Below are 17,036 nucleotides of genomic sequence, written 5' to 3'. Positions count from 1 at the left end.
TGACTATCGCGCTGATCACGGGTACAAGGCTATCCCGACCTACCCCCAGGTCGTCATTCGCTGCATCTGTATAAATCTTGGGGTGAAACTTTGACAGTCTGGCCAGCGACGCGGCACGGCTGTCCGTGCAGCGTGCTTGTCCAGTCAGTATTCGGCCAGCTCGCGAGCTGTCAGTACGGCCTCGGCCAGGGTGTCCACGACCGGCACACCGGCCGATTCCAGACTGCTGCGACTGTGCGAACCACCCGTGTAGAGCACCGCCCGGGCGCCGACGTGGGCGGCGGCCAGCGCATCGTCCACGGCGTCTCCGATGAGGACCGTACGGTCGGCCGTCACACCCGTCCCGTCCAGGGCGGCCAGGTGGCGTACGAGGTGTGACGCCTTCGACGTGTGCGAGGGGCCGGTCCGCCCGTCGACGCGCAGGAAGTGGTGGTCGATTCCGTGGGTCCGGACCAGTGGTACGAGCTTCTCGTGGGGCGCGAGCGACAGCAGGGACTGGGTGAGCCCGTCCCGCTGCCACTCCAGGAGCAGCTCGCGGGCGCCCTCGGCGAGTCCGGCGTCCTCGGCCGCGGCCCAGTAATGCCGGTGGAAGGCCTCGTCCATGACCACCCACTCCTCGTCGGTGGGCAGCCGCCCCATGAGGCGCTCGTAGAACTTCGGCACCGGTACGACGTACAGGTCGCGGTAGGTCTCCAGGGTGATCGGCGCGAAGCCGAGCTCCGCGAAGGAGGCGTTGGTCGCGACTATGACGGCGTCGATGTCGTGGAGGAGGGTGCCGTTCCAGTCCCAGACGATGTGCTTTTCGGTCACTTCAGCAGTCCCGGAATCTCCTGCACGCCGAACCACAGCAGCTCGTGGTCCTCGGCTCCGTCGACGATGAACCGGGCATCCCCGTCCCCGCCGTCGGCTGCGGGGAGGGCCTGCGCGGCGGCGGCCACGTCCTCCTCGGCGTCATCGGCGTCCACGTGCACGGCGGCGGCCACGGTGAGCCGTACGGCGCCGGCCAGGGTCACCTGGCCGAGGGTGGCCTCGTCGACCCCGGGGGTGGCGGTGGCGGCCTTGTCGTCGACGTCGAGGGCGACGACGACGCGGCGGCGCGGGGCGTCCGCGTCCGCGGCGAGCAGCCGCAGGGAGGCGGCGGCGGCCCGGTTCAGGGCCGCGTACTCCAGCTCCTCGATGTCGTCCGACACGTACCACTCGCGGAGCCCGGGGGTGACGGCGTACGCCCGCAGCGGGGCGGGGCCCAGCTCACCCGCCTTGTGCACCTCGGCGAGCCCGGGGAGGGTCAGGGGGACGTACACACGCATGGCCGGCTGCTTTCGGTAGTCGGAAAACTCCCCCAGGATACGGCTCGGAGGGTCCGCCAGGGTGACGGAGTCGGTACCCCTTCGAGGTGCCGCACCAGGACCCGCGGCCGTCAACCCCGTCCCCGTACGCGCTCGGTACGGGCCCGGGGAGGGCCGGGCGCGCACTCGGATAGGTGAACCGGGGCGGCGGCCCGCCCGGCGGTGCGCGTGGTTGCGGAGCGTGTTCGGCGACCGTAGAAGATCCCCATCAAGTTACCGCCCGGTACCGCTCCGGGCCCGGCCTGTTCGGGGGCAGATCACGATGGACACGACGACGCGCGGCACGATCGGCAGCGACGGGAGCCGCCGGCCGGGCGGCCGCGCCCGCACCCGGCCCGCCGGACGGCGCGACCCGCGGCGCCCCGCGGGCCCCCCGCGCACGCTCCGGCTCGGCCCCCACCACTGGTTCGCCGAACACCTCCTGGCGGTCGTCAGCGGCCGCCGCCCGGTCCACTCGCTCCTGGGCCACACCGTCGGCCCCGCGTACCAGCAGCTGGTCACCCTGGCCCCCGCAGGCCCCCTCCACGACCGCCTCCGCCCGGTCATCCGCCAGTGCGGCCGCTTCACCCCCGGCCCGGGCGTCATCGAGGCCTTCGCCCGCATCGCCACGGGCGACCGCCTCACCGCCATGGCCTTCCGCCTGGAACAGGGCCCAGACCTCCGCTGGCGCTGCGCGGCGGTAGAACTCCAGGGCCCCCTGCCTTGAGCCGCCTCAGCCCCCTGCAAGACCCACTCCAGTGTCACCGTCCAGCCCCGCCGGCGTTTGAGGCGCGGGGTCCGGGGCGGAACCCTCGGGGGTCCCCCCGGACGGAGTCTGGGAGAGGCGCGGCACCCGCCCCGAAACGCGGCCGGGGCCGGACACCCGTAGGTGTCCGGCCCCGGCCGACGGTTCGACCCCGAAGGGGTCACTTCTTGCGGCGACGCCCGCCGGCAGCCTTCTGCGCCTTGCGACGCTCCGCCCGCGTCATACCGTCACCCTCACCGACGGCGTCACTGTCGAAGTCGCCCTCGACGACACCGCCCTCGCCGTCCACGGTCGGCGCCGAGAAGTGCAGGCGGTCCGGCCGCTGCGGAGCGTCGAGCCCCTTCGCCCGGATCTCCGGACGCCCGGCCCCGGCCGCCGCCGGCTCCTTCGTCAGCGAAGGCGCCGCGTCCTGCACAGGAAGCTCCTCGACCTGCTGCTCGACCTGGACCTCCAGGTTGAACAGGTAGCCGACGGACTCCTCCTTGATGCCCTCCTGCATGGCGTTGAACATGTCGAAGCCCTCGCGCTGGTACTCGACCAGCGGGTCCTTCTGGGCCATCGCCCGCAGGCCGATGCCCTCCTGCAGGTAGTCCATCTCGTACAGGTGCTCACGCCACTTGCGGTCGAGCACCGACAGGACCACGCGCCGCTCCAGCTCGCGCATGATCTCGGAGCCGAGCGTCTTCTCGCGCGCCTCGTACTGCTCGTGGATGTCGTCCTTGACGGACTCCGCGATGAACTCGGCGGTGATGCCCGCACGGTCGCCCGCGGCCTCCTCCAGCTCCTCGATGGTGACCTTCACCGGGTAGAGCTGCCGGAAGGCGCCCCACAGCCGCTCCAGGTCCCACTCCTCCGCGAAGCCCTCGACCGTCTCGGCCGCGATGTACGCGTCGATCGTGTCGTCCATCATGAAGCGCACCTGCTCCTGCAGGTCCTCGCCCTCCAGGACGCGGCGGCGCTCCCGGTAGATGACCTCGCGCTGGCTGTTGAGGACCTCGTCGTACTTCAGGACGTTCTTGCGCGTCTCGAAGTTCTGGGTCTCCACCTGCGACTGGGCCGACGCGATCGCGCGCGTCACCATCTTGTTCTCGATCGGCACGTCGTCCGGCACGTTCGCCATCGCCATGACGCGCTCGACCATCTGCGCCTTGAACAGGCGCATCAGGTCGTCGCCCAGCGACAGGTAGAAGCGGGACTCGCCCGGGTCGCCCTGGCGGCCGGAGCGGCCGCGCAGCTGGTTGTCGATGCGGCGCGACTCGTGGCGCTCGGTGCCCAGCACGTACAGCCCGCCGAGCTCCTTGACCTCCTCGAACTCGGCCTTCACGGCCGCCTCGGCCCGGGTGAGCGCCTCGGGCAGGGCGTGCGCCCACTCCTCGATGTGCTCCTCCGGGTCCAGGCCGCGCTGGCGCAGCTCGGCCTCGGCGAGGTCGTCCGGGTTGCCGCCGAGCTTGATGTCCGTACCGCGGCCGGCCATGTTCGTGGCGACGGTGACCGCGCCGCGGCGCCCGGCCTGGGCGACGATCGTCGCCTCACGGTCGTGCTGCTTGGCGTTGAGCACCTCGTGCGGGATGCCGCGCTTGGAGAGCTGCTGCGAGAGGTACTCGGACTTCTCGACCGACGTCGTACCGACGAGGATCGGCTGGCCCTTCTCGTGCTTCTCCGCGATGTCGTCGACGACGGCGGCGAACTTCGCGACCTCGGTCCGGTAGATCAGGTCCGGCTGGTCCTTGCGGACCATGTCGCGGTTGGTCGGGATCGGGACGACGCCGAGCTTGTAGATCTGGTGGAACTCGGCGGCCTCGGTCATGGCCGTACCGGTCATGCCCGACAGCTTCGAGTAGAGGCGGAAGAAGTTCTGCAGGGTGATCGTGGCGAGGGTCTGGTTCTCGTCCTTGATGTCCACCCCTTCCTTCGCCTCGATCGCCTGGTGCATGCCCTCGTTGTAGCGGCGGCCGGCGAGGATGCGGCCGGTGTGCTCGTCGACGATCATGACTTCGCCGTCGATGACGACGTAGTCCTTGTCGATCTTGAAGAGTTCCTTGGCCTTGATCGCGTTGTTGAGGTAGCCGACGAGCGGGGTGTTCACCGACTCGTAGAGGTTCTCGATGCCGAGCCAGTCCTCGACCTTGGCGACGCCGCTCTCGTGGATGGCGACGGTGCGCTTCTTCTCGTCGACCTCGTAGTCGCCGGTCTCCTCGATGCCCTTCAGCGGCTGGCCGGCCTCGCCCTTGGTCAGGCGGGTCACCAGCTTCGCGAAGTCGCCGTACCACTTCGTGGCCTGGTCGGCCGGGCCGGAGATGATCAGCGGGGTGCGGGCCTCGTCGACGAGGATCGAGTCGACCTCGTCGACCACGGCGAAGTTGTGGCCGCGCTGGACGAGCTCGTCCTGGGACCACGCCATGTTGTCGCGCAGGTAGTCGAAGCCGAACTCGTTGTTCGTGCCGTAGGTGATGTCGGCGTTGTACTGTTCGCGGCGCTGCGCCGGCGACATGTTCGCCAGGATGCAGCCGACCTCCAGGCCGAGGAACTTGTGCACCCGGCCCATCAGCTCGGAGTCGCGCTCGGCGAGGTAGTCGTTCACCGTGATCAGGTGGACGCCCTTGCCGGACAGCGCGTTCAGGTACGCCGGCAGCGTGCCGACGAGGGTCTTGCCCTCACCGGTCTTCATCTCGGCCACGTAGCCGAGGTGCAGCGCCGCGCCACCCATGATCTGGACGTCGTAGTGCCGCTGGCCGAGGACGCGCTTGGCCGCCTCGCGCACGGTCGCGAAGGCCTCGGGCAGCAGGTCGTCCAGGCTCTCGCCGTCCTGGAAGCGCTGCTTGTACTCGTCCGTGAGCGCACGCAACTCGGCGTCGGAGAGGTTGACGAAGTCCTCTTCGATGGAGTTGACCTGGGCCGCGATGCGGTGCAGTTTGCGCAGGATCTTGCCCTCGCCTGCACGCATGAGCTTGTTGAAGACGGACACCGAGGTTTGTCTCCTTGCCGGTCGGGCCTGGGCACTGTACGTACCGCGGGCACGGCAGGTGGGCCCCACCGCAACGGCCATCGTAAGCGAGGACGTGGCCACGTCGGGAGGTCCGCCGTTCCCGTGGGGGCACGGGTGCCCGGATTGAGAACGTACGGGGCACACGGAAGGTGCCGCATCCCCCGGGGGGATTCCCGAAAAGTGTTCGCCCCGGGCACCCCGGCGGCAGCAGAATCCGTTCATGGAGCCCATCACACTCACCACGGACCGACTGGTATTGCGGCCTTTCGCCGCCGCCGACGAGGACGAGGTCTACGCGGCGGCTCAGGACCCGGACATCCAGCGCTGGACCCAGGTCCCCTCCCCGTACGGGCGCGCGCACGCGCACGCCTTCGTGAACGAACTCGTGCCGAACGGCTGGCGCGAGGACACGGCCTACCCCTTCGCCGTCCGCCTCGGCGCCGGGGGCCCGCTGGTCGCGGCCGTCGGCGTGCACGTGCACGGCGCCGAGTCGTACGAGATCGGCTATTGGGCGGTGAAGGAACACCGAGGCCGGGGCTACATGGCCGAGGCCGTGACGGCCGTCGCCCGCTGGGCCTTCACCGCGGTCGGCGTCACCCGGCTGGAATGGCGCGCCGAGCTCGGCAACGCGGGCTCGAAGGCCGTGGCCGAGAAGGCCGGCTTCCAGGTCGAGGGCGTTCTGCGGGCGGGCATCGAGCAACGGGGCACCTCCCGCGACTGCTGGGTGGGCGCCCTGCTCCCCTCCGACCTCGGTCTGCCCTCCCGGCTGCCGTACCTGCCCGCTGTCAGTGGCCCCGCCTAGGGTGCGGACATGACTGCGCTCTCCCTCTCCGCCGACGACGCCCGCCGGATCGCCCTGCGCTCACAGGGCTTCCTCGGTGCGCCCGACCGCCGCGGAGGCGTGCGCGGGGTCCTGCGCCACCTGGGCGCCGTACAGCTGGACACCATCTCCGTACTGGCCCGCTCGCACGAGCTGATCCCGTACGCACGCCTCGGCGCGGTCGGCCGGGACACCGTGGAGCGGGCGTACTGGTCCGACCGTCACGCCTTCGAGTACTGGTCGCACGCGGCCTGCATCCTGCCCATCGAGGAATGGCCGCATTTCGCCTTCCGCCGCCGGGCCCGCCGGGCGCGCGGCCACCGCTGGCACGTCCTCCAGGACAAGGAGCGCTCGACGCGGGCGGTCCTGGACCGGCTCAAGGCCGACGGCCCGCTGACCTCCACCGAGCTGGGCGGGGCGAAGAACGGCGGCGAGTGGTTCGAGTGGTCCGAGACCAAGATCGCGGTGGAGTGGCTCCTCGACACCGGTGAGGTGGTGTGCAGCGAACGCCGCGGCTGGAAGCGGGTCTACGACCTGCCCGAGCGGGCCGTTCCGGACGCGCTGCTCCACGACGACCTGGACGACCGCGAGTGCGTGCGCCGCCTGGTCGCCCTGGCCGGCCGGTCCCTGGGCGTCGGCACGCGCGCCGACATAGCGGACTACCACCGCCTCAAGGGGGAGCAGGTCGACGCGGTGATCTCCGACTCCGGGCTGGTCCCGGTCGAGGTCGAGGGCTGGACCAAGCCCGCCTGGGCGGATCCCGCCGCCCTCGCGACGGCCCCCCGGGGCCGCCACCGCACGACGCTGCTGTCGCCCTTCGACTCCCTGGTCTGGGACCGCCCCCGCACGGAGCGGATCTTCGGCTTCACCCACCGCCTGGAGGCGTACGTCCCCAAGCCCAAGCGGATTCACGGGTACTTCGCGATGCCGCTGCTGGCGGGCGGCCGGCTCCAGGGCCGCGTGGACCCGGCCCGCGAGGGCCGCACGCTGGTCGCCCGGCAGCTCTCGCTGACCTCCCCGAAGGCGGCCGGTCCGATGGCGCTGGCCCTGCGGGAAGCGGCGGAGTGGGTCGGCTGCCAGGACGTACGGGTCGAGCGCGCGGGCTCGCCCGCGGAGGCGGCGGCCGTCACGGCGGAGCTCGCCGCGCTGTAGCGCTGTCCGGGGGCGGGCGGTCGGGCGGCCGGGTGGCCGGGCGGCCGGGTGGTCTTCGCGGGTCAGCGGATTTCGAGGATCTTCTCGCGCATCGCGTAGACCACGGCCTCCATCCGGGAGTGCAGCTGCAGCTTCTCCAGGATGTTGCGGACGTGGTTCTTCACGGTGTTCTCGGAGATGAACAACTCCTTCGCGATGTCGCGGTTGTTCATACCGGTGGCCACCAGCTTGAGGACCTCCAGCTCCCGGTCCGTCAGCCTCGGCGCCGGCACCAGCCGGCGCTCGTCGGTGCGCTGGATCATCGACTTGAACTCGGTGAGCAGCTTCGACGCCATCGACGGGCTGATCTGGGACTGGCCGTCGGCGACCGCACGGATCGCCGTGGCCACCTCGTCCGTCGAGATCTCCTTCAGGAGGTACCCGGTCGCGCCCGCCTTGATCGCGTCGTAGAGGTCCGCCTCCTCGTCGCTGATCGTCAGCATGATGATCTTCGCGGAGGGGGCCACCTCCTTGATCGAGGTGCACGCCTCGATCCCGCCGCGCCGGGGCATCCGCACGTCCATCAGGATGATGTCCGGCAGCAGGTCGGCCGCCTTGTCCACCGCCTCCGCGCCGTCCCCGGCCTCGCCGACGACCTGGATGTCCTCCTCCTGCGCGAGGACGATCTCCAGCCCCCGCCGGAAGAGCGCGTGGTCGTCGACCACGAGCACCCGGATCGGTTCCCCGGCCGGCGGGGCGCCGGACTCCGCCGACTGGTCCGCGCCACGGCAGCCCGCGCCGCCGTCCCCGCGCACCGGCCCGAAGCTGTCCGCCATCGTTCCTCCCCCTGCATGTGCTGAGCTGCTGGGCCAACCGGACACACACCGCAGCCGGTTGACTGCCCGCCATGATTCCATGCCCGCGCCACGGCGCGGGGGGTCGTCGACGAGCCGCCTGGCGCAATACCCGTCATGCAGGTGCCCCCGCGCGGACGCCGGAGCGTCCCCGCGGGGGCAACGAATGGTTCGGTTCAGCCGCCGAGCGCGCCGCCGGCGCCGCCTCGCGGCTCCTCCGCGCTGGAGGCACCGTCGGGGTTCACGTGGATGACGCCGTAGTCGTACGCGTGACGCCGGTAGACCACGCTGGGCAGCTTCGTCTCGGAGTCGACGAACAGATAGAAGTCGTGGCCGACCAGTTCCATCTCGTACAGAGCCTGGTCGAGCGACATGGGGGCGGCCGAGTGGGTCTTCTCGCGGACGACGAGCGGGCCTTCGCCCTGCACCTCGATGGGTCCGATCCGGGTGATCGGAACCCCGTCCGTCTTCTCCTCGGTGACCACCTGGCCACTGCCGTTGAGCGACGCGACGCCCGGCACGACGTCGGCGACCTCCGCGGCCGAGAGCCGGCCGTTGCCACGGCGGGTGTAGCGCTTGTCGTGCTGCTTGCGCAGCCGGGCCTCCAGCTTGTCCTGAGCGAGGTCGAGCGCCGCGTACGGGTCGGCGGCGGCGGCCTCGGCCCGGATCACCGGGCCCCGCGAATGCAGGGTGATCTCCACGCGGTCGGAACGGTCGGCCTGACGCGGGTTGTGCTCCTTGGACACCTCGACGTCCAAGCTGATCACCTTGGCGTCGAGCTTCTGGATCCGCTCCGGATTCAGCTTCTCGGCCACGTGCTTGCGGAACCGCTCGGGCACTTCGGTCTTGCGGCCCTTGACGACGATGTCCACGCAGAACTCCGTTCCCGGATAGCTCCGCCCGACGGGGCGAAGCGTCTCCCTTTCGCACCAGACTCCGGTGAAGGCCGGAGCCTCGGACTTGGCGACTTTCACCTCCTCCTCCCCCATCGGCAAGATCGACACCCCACCGACTTCGGAGTCGAGAGACAGCCTCCTGAGTTCCTTACAACCGAACATATCCCTCTATGACGGTTGTCGGCACCCGCTACCGGAATGTACTTCCAGTCAAGTGGCTGTTCCCTCTTACTACCTGCAACGATGGGCCTTCCCCGCCAGTTCCAAATCTATTCACGAGATTTTCGACCTCTACGCGTGGCAGGCCGGCGGGGCACCGCCCCGGGGAGCCGCCCGAAGGAGTCCGCGGGCGCGGCGACCACCGCTGCCCGCAGCACGTCCCCGGGGCCCGCGGCCAGCCCGGCCGCGCGCACCGCCCGGGCCGCCTCCGCCAGCGTCGCCCCGGTGGTGATCAGGTCGTCCACGAGCACGATCTCGGCCCCGTCCGTCAGCCGCGCCCCGTCCCGGCACACCGCCAGCGCCCCCGCGAGGTTCTCCCGGCGCTGCCGGGCCCCGAGCCCCGCCTGGTCCGCCACCGCCCGCCGCAGCCGCAGTACGGGCGCCACGCGCGCGGGAACACCGGCCCGCCGCAGCCGCCCCGCGGCCGCCAGGGCGATCCTGCGCGCCGGATCGTGCCCGCGCGCCCGGACCTGCCGACGCGCCGACGGCACCGGCACCAGGGCCACTTCCGCCGGAGCCGGGCCCGCACGCACCGGGCCGCCCGCCAGGACGGCCCCCGCCAGGGCCTCGCCGAGCACCCCGGCCAACGGCAGCGCCCCGCGCTCCTTGTGGGCCAGCAGGAGGGCACGTACGCCCCCGTCGTAGACGGCGGCGGCCTGCACCACCGGAAGGCCCCCGGGACGCGGAGAAGGCCGCACCGGCCCCGCGCCGGCCCCGCTCAGCGCCTGCCGGCAGCCCGCGCACACCAGCACCCGGACCGCTCCACAGCCGGCGCAGTCGACCGGCAGCACCAGCTCGGCCAGCTCCTGCCACCACCCGCGCACCCCTCCACACTGACGGACCCCGACGGAGCCCGCCACCCCTGTGGACGGAGCCGCGGCCCAGCCCGCGACGCGCCTCGGCCGCAGCTCAGCCCGGGTACACCGGAGCCCGGCCGCCCACCGCCACCGTGCGCCACTGCGCGCCCGGAGGCAGGTACACGATCCCGTCCTCCGAGTACGCCACCACCGGCTTCGGCTTCGACTCGTCCTCCGAGGCCGCGGCCGCGACCGCGGACAGCCCGGCCGCCCCCGGCAGGCTCGCCGCGACCATCGAGCCGTCCGCCAGCATGTAGCGGGCCTGCTGCACCCCGCGGCTCTCCCGGCCCACCACGAGCAGCCGCCCGTGCGGCGCCCAGCTCATCGTCGTCACGTCCGCCATCTGCGGGGCGGCCGGGCGCAGCTCGCGCACCGACACCGCCGAGGCGTCACCCTTGGCGTCGGGCCGTTCGATCCGCCCGACGTACAGGTTCTTGCGGCCGCTCCTCTCCACGAGGAGCGCGATCCGCACCCCGTCGGAAGAGGCCTTCAGCGCGGCGATCCGCCCGCCGTCCAGACCGGCCACCTGCACCTTCTCCGGGGTCCCGGCCCCGCCGGGCACCCGCCACAGCCCCGGGTGCTGCGCATCGGCGTCCGCGACCCACAGGTCGCCGGCCGCGTCCCAGCTGGGCGCCGTCAGCGTGCTGCCCTTGCCGACCGGCAGCGGCTGCGGCATGGGCCCGCCGCCCACCAGGGGCACCACGTACAGCCCGTGCCCGTCCTCGGAGACCACGGCCGCGCGCCGCTCGTCGTACGTCACGGCCGCCGAGCCGACCTTGAAGGCGGGCGGCGTGGTCAGCGGCCCCGGCACCGCCTCGGCCCGCTGCTGTTCCTCGCTGGTCACGTCCAGCTTCATCCGGACCAGCCGCTTCTCGTTGTCGACGAAGTACTGGTAGTCGGGGATCCGGGGGCGGTTGGCGATCGCGGCCGCGTTCAGCTCGGTCACCGAGCACAGCGAGGACGACTTGTCGTCGGAGCGCAGGATCTCGACCTGGTCGAGCCGGGACCCCGTCAGGTCCTTGACCGTGTAGAGGAGTTGGGTGGCCATCTTCTTGCACTGCGGCTGGGCGACGTTGTCGGCCTTGTCGTTGAGCGGCACCCGCAGCGTGTTCTGGCCGTCGTACGAAAGGGACTTGGTGCCCTCCCGCAGTTCCGTGCCGGTGGGGAAGCTGGACTCGACGACGGGGCCGAGCCACCTGGACGGCCCCGCGAGCAGCGACTGCACCGTCTGCGTCGTGGGGTCCATCCGCGAGTCCGGATCGGTGCGCTGGCGCACGTACACGGGGTCCGCGACGAGCGTGCCGCCCGCGAAGTAGTACTTGTTGACCGGCATGTAGATGCGCTGGAAGTCCGACTCGCTGAGCACGAGACCGTTCGGCGGCGACGAGATCCGCCACTGCTTGTCCTCGTCCTGGACGAGCTGGAGGTACTCCTCGTACTTCTCGCCGCCGGTCTGCGGCTGGTACGCGCTGCGCTCGTCCACGGTCGCGAGCTTCGTGCCGGTCACCTTCCAGCGGGGCCCGTCCGGGTCCTTCTCGCCGCGGATCGAGACCCGGTCCAGGCCGGAGGAGAGCACGGTGACGGCGGAGCCGGGCTTCCAGCTCTTCGCGGCCTCCTCGGTGAGGTACTTCCGGGCGGTCTCCAGCTGCGGGTCGTCGCTGGTCATCGCCTCCAGGAAGCCGTCGACGATGTCGGCCGCGCTCGCCTTGTCGGCGGGCGGTACGCCGAACACGCGGACCTGCGAGTCGACGCCCTGCGAGGCCTGCACCGGGCGGATCTCGCCGTGGTCGGGCATGGAGGCGCAGCCGGCGAGCAGCAGCCCGGCCGCGCCGAAGGCGTACGCCCGCAGGGTGCGCAGCCGCCGGCCCCGTGCCCGCGCGCCGCCCCCGGGCCGCGCGTCGTCGGGCTCAGCGTCCATCGGGTCGATCCTCCTGTTGTGCCTGCTCGGCCGGGCGGGCCACCACCCGGGCCCCGTTCCCCGGCAGGGCCGTCGGGTCGGCGGGCACCGGCAGCGCACCGGTGACCGGCGAGCGCGGCGGTATCGGCGACCGGTCGCCGGGGTCCGTGGCCGGGCGGTCCGCCGTACGGCCCGCGGCCTCGGCGGCGGCCCTGGCCCGGTTGGCCCGGGAATCCTCGGGCTCCAGCGGGATGGGAGAGCCCCGCAGCGGCTCGTCGGCCGTGCGCGGCAGGGTCAGACGGAACTGCGAGCCGCCGCCCGGCTCGCCCCAGGCCTGGAGCCAGCCGCCGTGCAGCCGGGCGTCCTCGACGGCGATGGACAGGCCGAGGCCGGTCCCGCCGGTCGTGCGCGCCCGCGCCGGGTCGGCCCGCCAGAAGCGGTTGAAGACGCGGGTGGCCTCGCCGGGCTTCAGCCCGACGCCGTAGTCCCGTACGGCGACGGCGACGGCCCCGCCCGCGGACGCCAGCCGGACCACCACGTCGCGGCCCTCGCCGTGCTCCACGGCGTTGACGACGAGGTTGCGCAGCACCCGCTCCACGCGCCGCGAGTCGGCCTCCGCGATGACCGGCTGGGTGTCGCCGAGGACGCGGATCCGCGTGCCCTTGTGCTCGGCGAGCGGCTCGGCCCCGTCGATGACACGGCGGACGACCTCCCGCAGGTCGATCGGCTCGGCCTCCAGGGCCGCGGCCCCGGCGTCGAAGCGGCTGATCTCCAGCAGGTCGGCGAGGAGCGACTCGAAGCGGTCGAGCTGCCCGGCGAGCAGCTCGGCCGAGCGCGCGGTGATCGGGTCGAAGTCGACGCGGGCGTCGTGGATGACGTCGGCCGCCATCCGTACCGTCGTCAGCGGGGTGCGCAGCTCGTGCGAGACGTCCGAGACGAACCGGCGCTGCATCCGCGACAGCTCCTCCAGCTGCTGGATCTTCAGCTGGAGGTTCTGCGCCATCTTGTTGAAGGCCTCGCCCAGGCGCGCGATGTCGTCCTCGCCGGTGACCTTCATCCGCTCCTGGAGCCGGCCGGCCGAGAGCCGCTCGGCGATCCCGGCGGCCATCCGCACGGGGGTCACCACCTGGCGTACGACGAGCCAGGCGATGCCGCAGAGCAGGACGACGACGAACAGGCCCGCGGTCACGATGGTGACCTTGATCAGGTTGAGGGACTCCTCCTCCTGCGTGAGCGGGAAGAGGTAGTACAGGTCGTACGGGTCCCCGTTGATGTCGGTGAGCCGCTTGCCCACGACCAGCGCCGGCTCGGGGGCCTTGTCCCCGGACCCCGCGGTGTAGCGGATCTCGGAGAAGGTCTTGAAGGCGCCGGTGGCGTGGTTGACGGCCCGGCGCAGCTTGACGGGCACGCTGGCGGTCGGATCGACGTTGCCCGAGGCACGGGCGCCCTTGACGCCCTGCGTCCCGGGCAGGGCCTGCTCCCCGGTGCCGGCGCCGAGCGCGACGACCTCGAAGGCGGTCTGGCCGCCACTGGCCAGCTGCTTGACCAGGGAGTTCATCCAGGTGCTGGCGTCCCGGCCGACCTTGTTGTCGGTGGCGTCGGGCCCGTCCACGGTCGCGGGGGCGTTGGCCTTCTCCTGCGCGACCGCGAACCCGCCCGCCGCCTGGCTCTGCGCCGCCTGCTCCTTGGCTTCGAGCAGCCCCCTGCTGACCTGGGCGATCACGACCACGCCCAGGGCGAGGACCACCGCCAGCGAAATCAGCAGGGTGGCGGCGACCACCCGGAGCTGGATGTTGCGGCGCCACAGCCGGACAGCCGGAACCAGCGGCCGGCGTACGAGGCGCACGCACAGCCGCAGCACGGGGCTGCCGGGCGCTCCGTCCTGGAACGGCCGGCCGGCCCAGAGGCTGCGCCAGCGGGAGCCGCCGCGGCCGCTGCCGGACGCGGCGGACGTGCCGGACTGCACCTCAGCTGGGTCCGGCCTTGTAGCCGACACCGCGCACCGTCACGACGATCTCGGGGCGCTCCGGGTCCTTCTCCACCTTGGAGCGCAGGCGCTGCACGTGCACGTTCACCAGTCGGGTGTCCGCCGCGTGCCGGTAGCCCCAGACCTGCTCCAGCAGCACCTCGCGGGTGAACACCTGCCAGGGCTTGCGCGCGAGGGCGACCAGCAGGTCGAACTCGAGCGGGGTCAGGGCGATCGAGGCGCCGTCGCGCTTGACCGAGTGCCCGGCCACGTCGATGACCAGGTCACCGATGGCCAGCTGCTCGGGCGCGGGCTCCTCCGACCGGCGCAGACGGGCCCGGATGCGGGCCACCAGCTCCTTCGGCTTGAACGGCTTGACGATGTAGTCGTCGGCCCCGGACTCCAGGCCCACGACGACGTCCACCGTGTCGCTCTTGGCGGTGAGCATGACGATCGGCACACCGGACTCGGCCCTGATCAGCCTGCACACCTCTATGCCGTCCCGTCCGGGCAGCATGAGGTCGAGCAGTACCAGGTCCGGCTTCGCCTCCCGGAAGGCAGCAAGTGCCTTGTCACCGTCCGCTACGAACGACGGCTCAAAACCTTCTCCACGCAGCACAATGCCGAGCATCTCGGCCAGCGCGGTGTCGTCGTCGACGACAAGGACGCGTCCCTTCATGGTTGACATCATCCCATTAGCTAATCGTTACCCGGCGGTGAGCTGTCCCACAGCCAAAAGGGCTGGAAATCGCCCCTCCGACCTGCGTGGAGATCAGGTCGACCAGTCTGCCCCGGATCCGGGCGACAATTGAACGTAAGGGCTGCCGGAGCTCCGGGGGGACGGCCAGGGTCACGGGAGCCTCACAATCCCCTACTCCGTTCGGGGGCCCCACGTGGCACGATGGCAGCGACCAGCGCCCCCGCCGCAGCAGGTGCACGTGAAGGAGCGACGATGAACGACTCTCCGGGCTGGGCTACGCCCGGATCCTCTCCGTCCGACGGCGATCGGCCGGGAACCCCCGCCGACCAGCCCGGCACCGACGGCGGCGCGCAGCAGCCCGACCGGCCCGCCGGCGACCCCAAGTGGTCCGCCGAGCAGCCGCCGCCCGGCCAGTGGTCGAGCCCGGGCACGCCCGAAGTCCCGCCGACCCCGGCCGCGGGAGGCTGGGGCCAGCCCCAGAACACCCCGTACGGAGGCCAGAACGGCCCCCAGTACGGCTACCCGGGCGGCCCCGGACAATGGGGCAGCCCCCCGGCCGCCAAGCCCGGTGTGATCCCGCTGCGCCCCCTGGGCCTGGGCGAGATCCTCGACGGCGCGGTCGCCACCATGCGCACGCACTGGCGCTCGGTGCTGCCCATCACCCTGGTCGTGGCCACGGTCGTCCAGGTGATCGGCGTGTTCGTACAGAGGTACATGCTGAAGGACCTCATCCTCGCGCCGAGCGAGGACGTCTCCGCCGAGCAGATGATCGACAGCCTGGGCAGCACCCTCGGGGCGTCGGCCGTGACCCAGTTCATCCAGGTCCTCGGCACCATCGTGGTCACCGCGATGCTCACCATGATCTTCAGCCGGGCGGTACTCGGCCAGAACTCCACGGTCTCCGCCGCCTGGCGCGACGCGCGCCCCCAGCTGCTGCGCCTGGCCGGGCTCACCCTGCTCCTGGCTCTCGGCGCCATCGTCATGGGCGCCGTACTGGTCCTGCCCGGCATCCTCGCCGACAGCATCGGCCTGAGCATCCTCGGCTTCGTCGTCTGGCTCCCCCTCCTCGTCTGGCTGGGGATCAAGTTCAGCCTGGCCTCGCCCGCCCTGATGCTGGAGAAGAGCACCGTCCTCAAGGCCTTCGCCCGCTCCTCGAAGCTGGTCAAGGGCGCCTGGTGGCGCGTCTTCGGCATCACGCTCCTCACCGGCTTCATCGGCTTCCTGCTCGCGGCGATGATCGTCACCCCGTTCCAGTGGGCCGGCCTCCTCGCCTTCGGCGGCGGGTTCGACGCCGTGGCGGACGGCACCGCCCAGACCGCCTGGGGCTCGCTGATCCTCTCCGCCATCGGCCTGATCATCGCGCAGACCATCGTCATGCCGTTCCAGTCCGGCGTCACCGTCCTCCTCTACGTCGACCAGCGCATCCGGCGCGAGGGCCTCGACCTGGAGCTCGCCCGGGCGGCCGGCGTCGAGAACTACGGGTGATGCTCGCGGAGGTCCCGCCGGTGACGACACCGCGCGAAGCCGCCCGCGAGGCGGCCGAGCGCGAGCTGTCCAAGCCGATGTACCACGAGAACGACCCGAGCCTGCTCGACCGCGCGATCCGCGCCTTCTTCGACTGGCTCGACGACCTGTTCGGCGCCGCCTCCGGGGCAACCCCCGGAGGCCCCGTCGGACTGATCGCCGTCCTCCTCCTGGTCGTCCTGGCGTCAGCCGCCCTGTGGTGGCGCCTGGGCTCCCCACGGCGCACCCCCACCTCCCCGGGCACCCTCTTCGACGACGGCGTCCGCAGCGCCGCCGACCACCGCAAGGCCGCCGACGCCCACGCCACCGCCGGCCGGTGGACCGAAGCCGTCCAGGAACGCATGCGCGCCGTCGTCCGCTCCCTGGAGGAACGCACCCTCCTGGACCCCCGCCCGGGCCGCACCGCCGACGAGGCGGCCGCCGAAGCCGCCGTCTCCCTCCCCGCCCACGCCGAGGACCTCCGCGCCGCCGCCCGCACCTTCGACGACGTCACCTACGGCGGCCGCACCGCCGACGCCGACACCTACGCCCGCCTCCGCACCCTCGACCTCACCCTCACCACCACGAAGCCCCTCCTGACGGGACCCACCCCATGACGCCCCCCGCAAGCTCCGACAAGAGCATGCCGTGGCACCCCCCACAGGACTCCGCCCCCCAGGGCGGTTCCGACGGGACGGCGAGCACGCCGGGTCAACCCGCCCAGGAAGCGCACCCCCACGAGGCCGGGCCGTCCGCCCCCCAGGGCGGTTTCGGCGGAACGGCGAGCACGCCGGGCCAATCCCCCCAGGAAGCGCACCCCCACGAGGCCGGGCGGTCCGCCCCCCAGGGCGGTTTCGGCGGAACGGCGAGCACGCCGGGCCAATCCCCCCAGGAGGCGCACCCCCACGAGGCCGGGCCGTCCGACCACCAGGGCGGTTTCGGCGGAACGGCGAGCACGCCGGGCCAATCCCCCCAGGAGGCGCACCCCCACGAGGCCGGGCGGTCCGACCACCAGGGCGGTTTCGGCGGGGCCGGGCGTGTGTCGGGGCGATCCCCGCAGGGCGCCGAACGCACTTCCGCCGAGCTCTCCGACCCCTCGTCACGTTCGGCGTCCGA

At 72.1% G+C, this 17,036-nt stretch carries 14 protein-coding genes; 5 read left to right on the top strand and 9 right to left on the bottom strand.

Features of this window, described 5'->3' with window-relative positions; all coding sequences use genetic code 11:
- Positions 1-144: 144 nt before the first annotated feature.
- The gene (locus tag IF88_RS0131105) at positions 145-810 is read right to left on the bottom strand and encodes an HAD family hydrolase (RefSeq protein ID WP_030719933.1); all 666 of its coding nucleotides are present in this window, start codon (positions 808-810) and stop codon (positions 145-147) included.
- Positions 807-1,307 (bottom strand): DUF6912 family protein, encoded by a 501-nt coding sequence (locus IF88_RS0131100; protein ID WP_030719931.1) that lies wholly within the window; start codon positions 1,305-1,307, stop codon positions 807-809. The genes IF88_RS0131105 and IF88_RS0131100 overlap by 4 nt, the downstream gene beginning before the upstream one ends.
- 301 nt (positions 1,308-1,608) lie before the next feature.
- On the opposite strand from IF88_RS0131100, the gene IF88_RS0131095 reads away from it, so the two are divergent.
- On the top strand, positions 1,609-2,052 hold the full coding sequence (locus tag IF88_RS0131095; RefSeq protein ID WP_234323761.1) for an Rv3235 family protein: 444 nt from the start codon (positions 1,609-1,611) through the stop codon (positions 2,050-2,052).
- A 199-nt stretch (positions 2,053-2,251) separates the two neighbouring features.
- Here the strand turns inward: IF88_RS0131095 and secA are convergent, their stop codons facing one another.
- On the bottom strand, positions 2,252-5,056 hold the full coding sequence (gene secA / locus IF88_RS0131090; RefSeq protein ID WP_030719926.1) for a preprotein translocase subunit SecA: 2,805 nt from the start codon (positions 5,054-5,056) through the stop codon (positions 2,252-2,254).
- 241 nt (positions 5,057-5,297) lie between these two features.
- On the opposite strand from secA, the gene IF88_RS0131085 reads away from it, so the two are divergent.
- Entirely contained in the window at positions 5,298-5,879 is a 582-nt protein-coding gene (locus IF88_RS0131085) for a GNAT family N-acetyltransferase (RefSeq protein WP_030719923.1), read from the top strand.
- A 9-nt stretch (positions 5,880-5,888) separates the two neighbouring features.
- Complete coding sequence (locus IF88_RS0131080; RefSeq protein WP_030719920.1) at positions 5,889-7,049, top strand: winged helix-turn-helix domain-containing protein; 1,161 nt, start codon at positions 5,889-5,891, stop codon at positions 7,047-7,049.
- A 62-nt stretch (positions 7,050-7,111) separates the two neighbouring features.
- Here IF88_RS0131080 and IF88_RS0131075 read toward each other — a convergent pair whose 3' ends face one another.
- The 6 genes from IF88_RS0131075 to mtrA all read right to left on the bottom strand — a co-directional run bounded on the left by IF88_RS0131075 (position 7,112) and on the right by mtrA (position 14,408).
- Positions 7,112-7,864: a response regulator gene (locus IF88_RS0131075; protein WP_030719917.1), complete on the bottom strand. Its 753-nt coding sequence runs from the start codon at positions 7,862-7,864 to the stop codon at positions 7,112-7,114.
- Between the two features lie 194 nt (positions 7,865-8,058).
- On the bottom strand, positions 8,059-8,754 hold the full coding sequence (gene hpf, locus IF88_RS0131070) for a ribosome hibernation-promoting factor, HPF/YfiA family (RefSeq protein WP_030719913.1): 696 nt from the start codon (positions 8,752-8,754) through the stop codon (positions 8,059-8,061).
- Positions 8,755-9,047: 293 nt separating this feature from the next.
- Positions 9,048-9,821: a ComF family protein gene (locus IF88_RS0131065; protein ID WP_063754861.1), complete on the bottom strand. Its 774-nt coding sequence runs from the start codon at positions 9,819-9,821 to the stop codon at positions 9,048-9,050.
- Between the two features lie 85 nt (positions 9,822-9,906).
- Positions 9,907-11,772, bottom strand: a complete 1,866-nt coding sequence (locus IF88_RS0131060) for an LpqB family beta-propeller domain-containing protein (protein ID WP_030719908.1) — start codon at positions 11,770-11,772, stop codon at positions 9,907-9,909.
- Positions 11,762-13,717, bottom strand: coding sequence for an MtrAB system histidine kinase MtrB (gene mtrB, locus IF88_RS0131055; protein ID WP_051837878.1), 1,956 nt, complete (start codon positions 13,715-13,717; stop codon positions 11,762-11,764). The genes IF88_RS0131060 and mtrB overlap by 11 nt, the downstream gene beginning before the upstream one ends.
- Position 13,718: 1 nt before the next feature.
- Positions 13,719-14,408: a two-component system response regulator MtrA gene (gene mtrA, locus IF88_RS0131050; protein ID WP_189747360.1), complete on the bottom strand. Its 690-nt coding sequence runs from the start codon at positions 14,406-14,408 to the stop codon at positions 13,719-13,721.
- 261 nt (positions 14,409-14,669) lie between these two features.
- Between mtrA and IF88_RS0131045 the strand changes: the two genes are divergently transcribed.
- On the top strand, positions 14,670-15,902 hold the full coding sequence (locus IF88_RS0131045; protein WP_030719902.1) for a glycerophosphoryl diester phosphodiesterase membrane domain-containing protein: 1,233 nt from the start codon (positions 14,670-14,672) through the stop codon (positions 15,900-15,902).
- Positions 15,902-16,537 (top strand): DUF4129 domain-containing protein, encoded by a 636-nt coding sequence (locus IF88_RS0131040; protein WP_030719899.1) that lies wholly within the window; start codon positions 15,902-15,904, stop codon positions 16,535-16,537. The genes IF88_RS0131045 and IF88_RS0131040 overlap by 1 nt, the downstream gene beginning before the upstream one ends.
- Positions 16,538-17,036: the final 499 nt, after the last annotated feature.

Origin of the sequence: Streptomyces sp. NRRL F-2580 (assembly GCF_000720115.1) — a bacterium.
Taxonomy (GTDB): Bacteria; Actinomycetota; Actinomycetes; order Streptomycetales; family Streptomycetaceae; genus Streptomyces.
The sequence above is the reverse complement of the archived record's forward strand: the minus strand, read 5'-3'. Positions and strand labels throughout refer to the sequence as shown.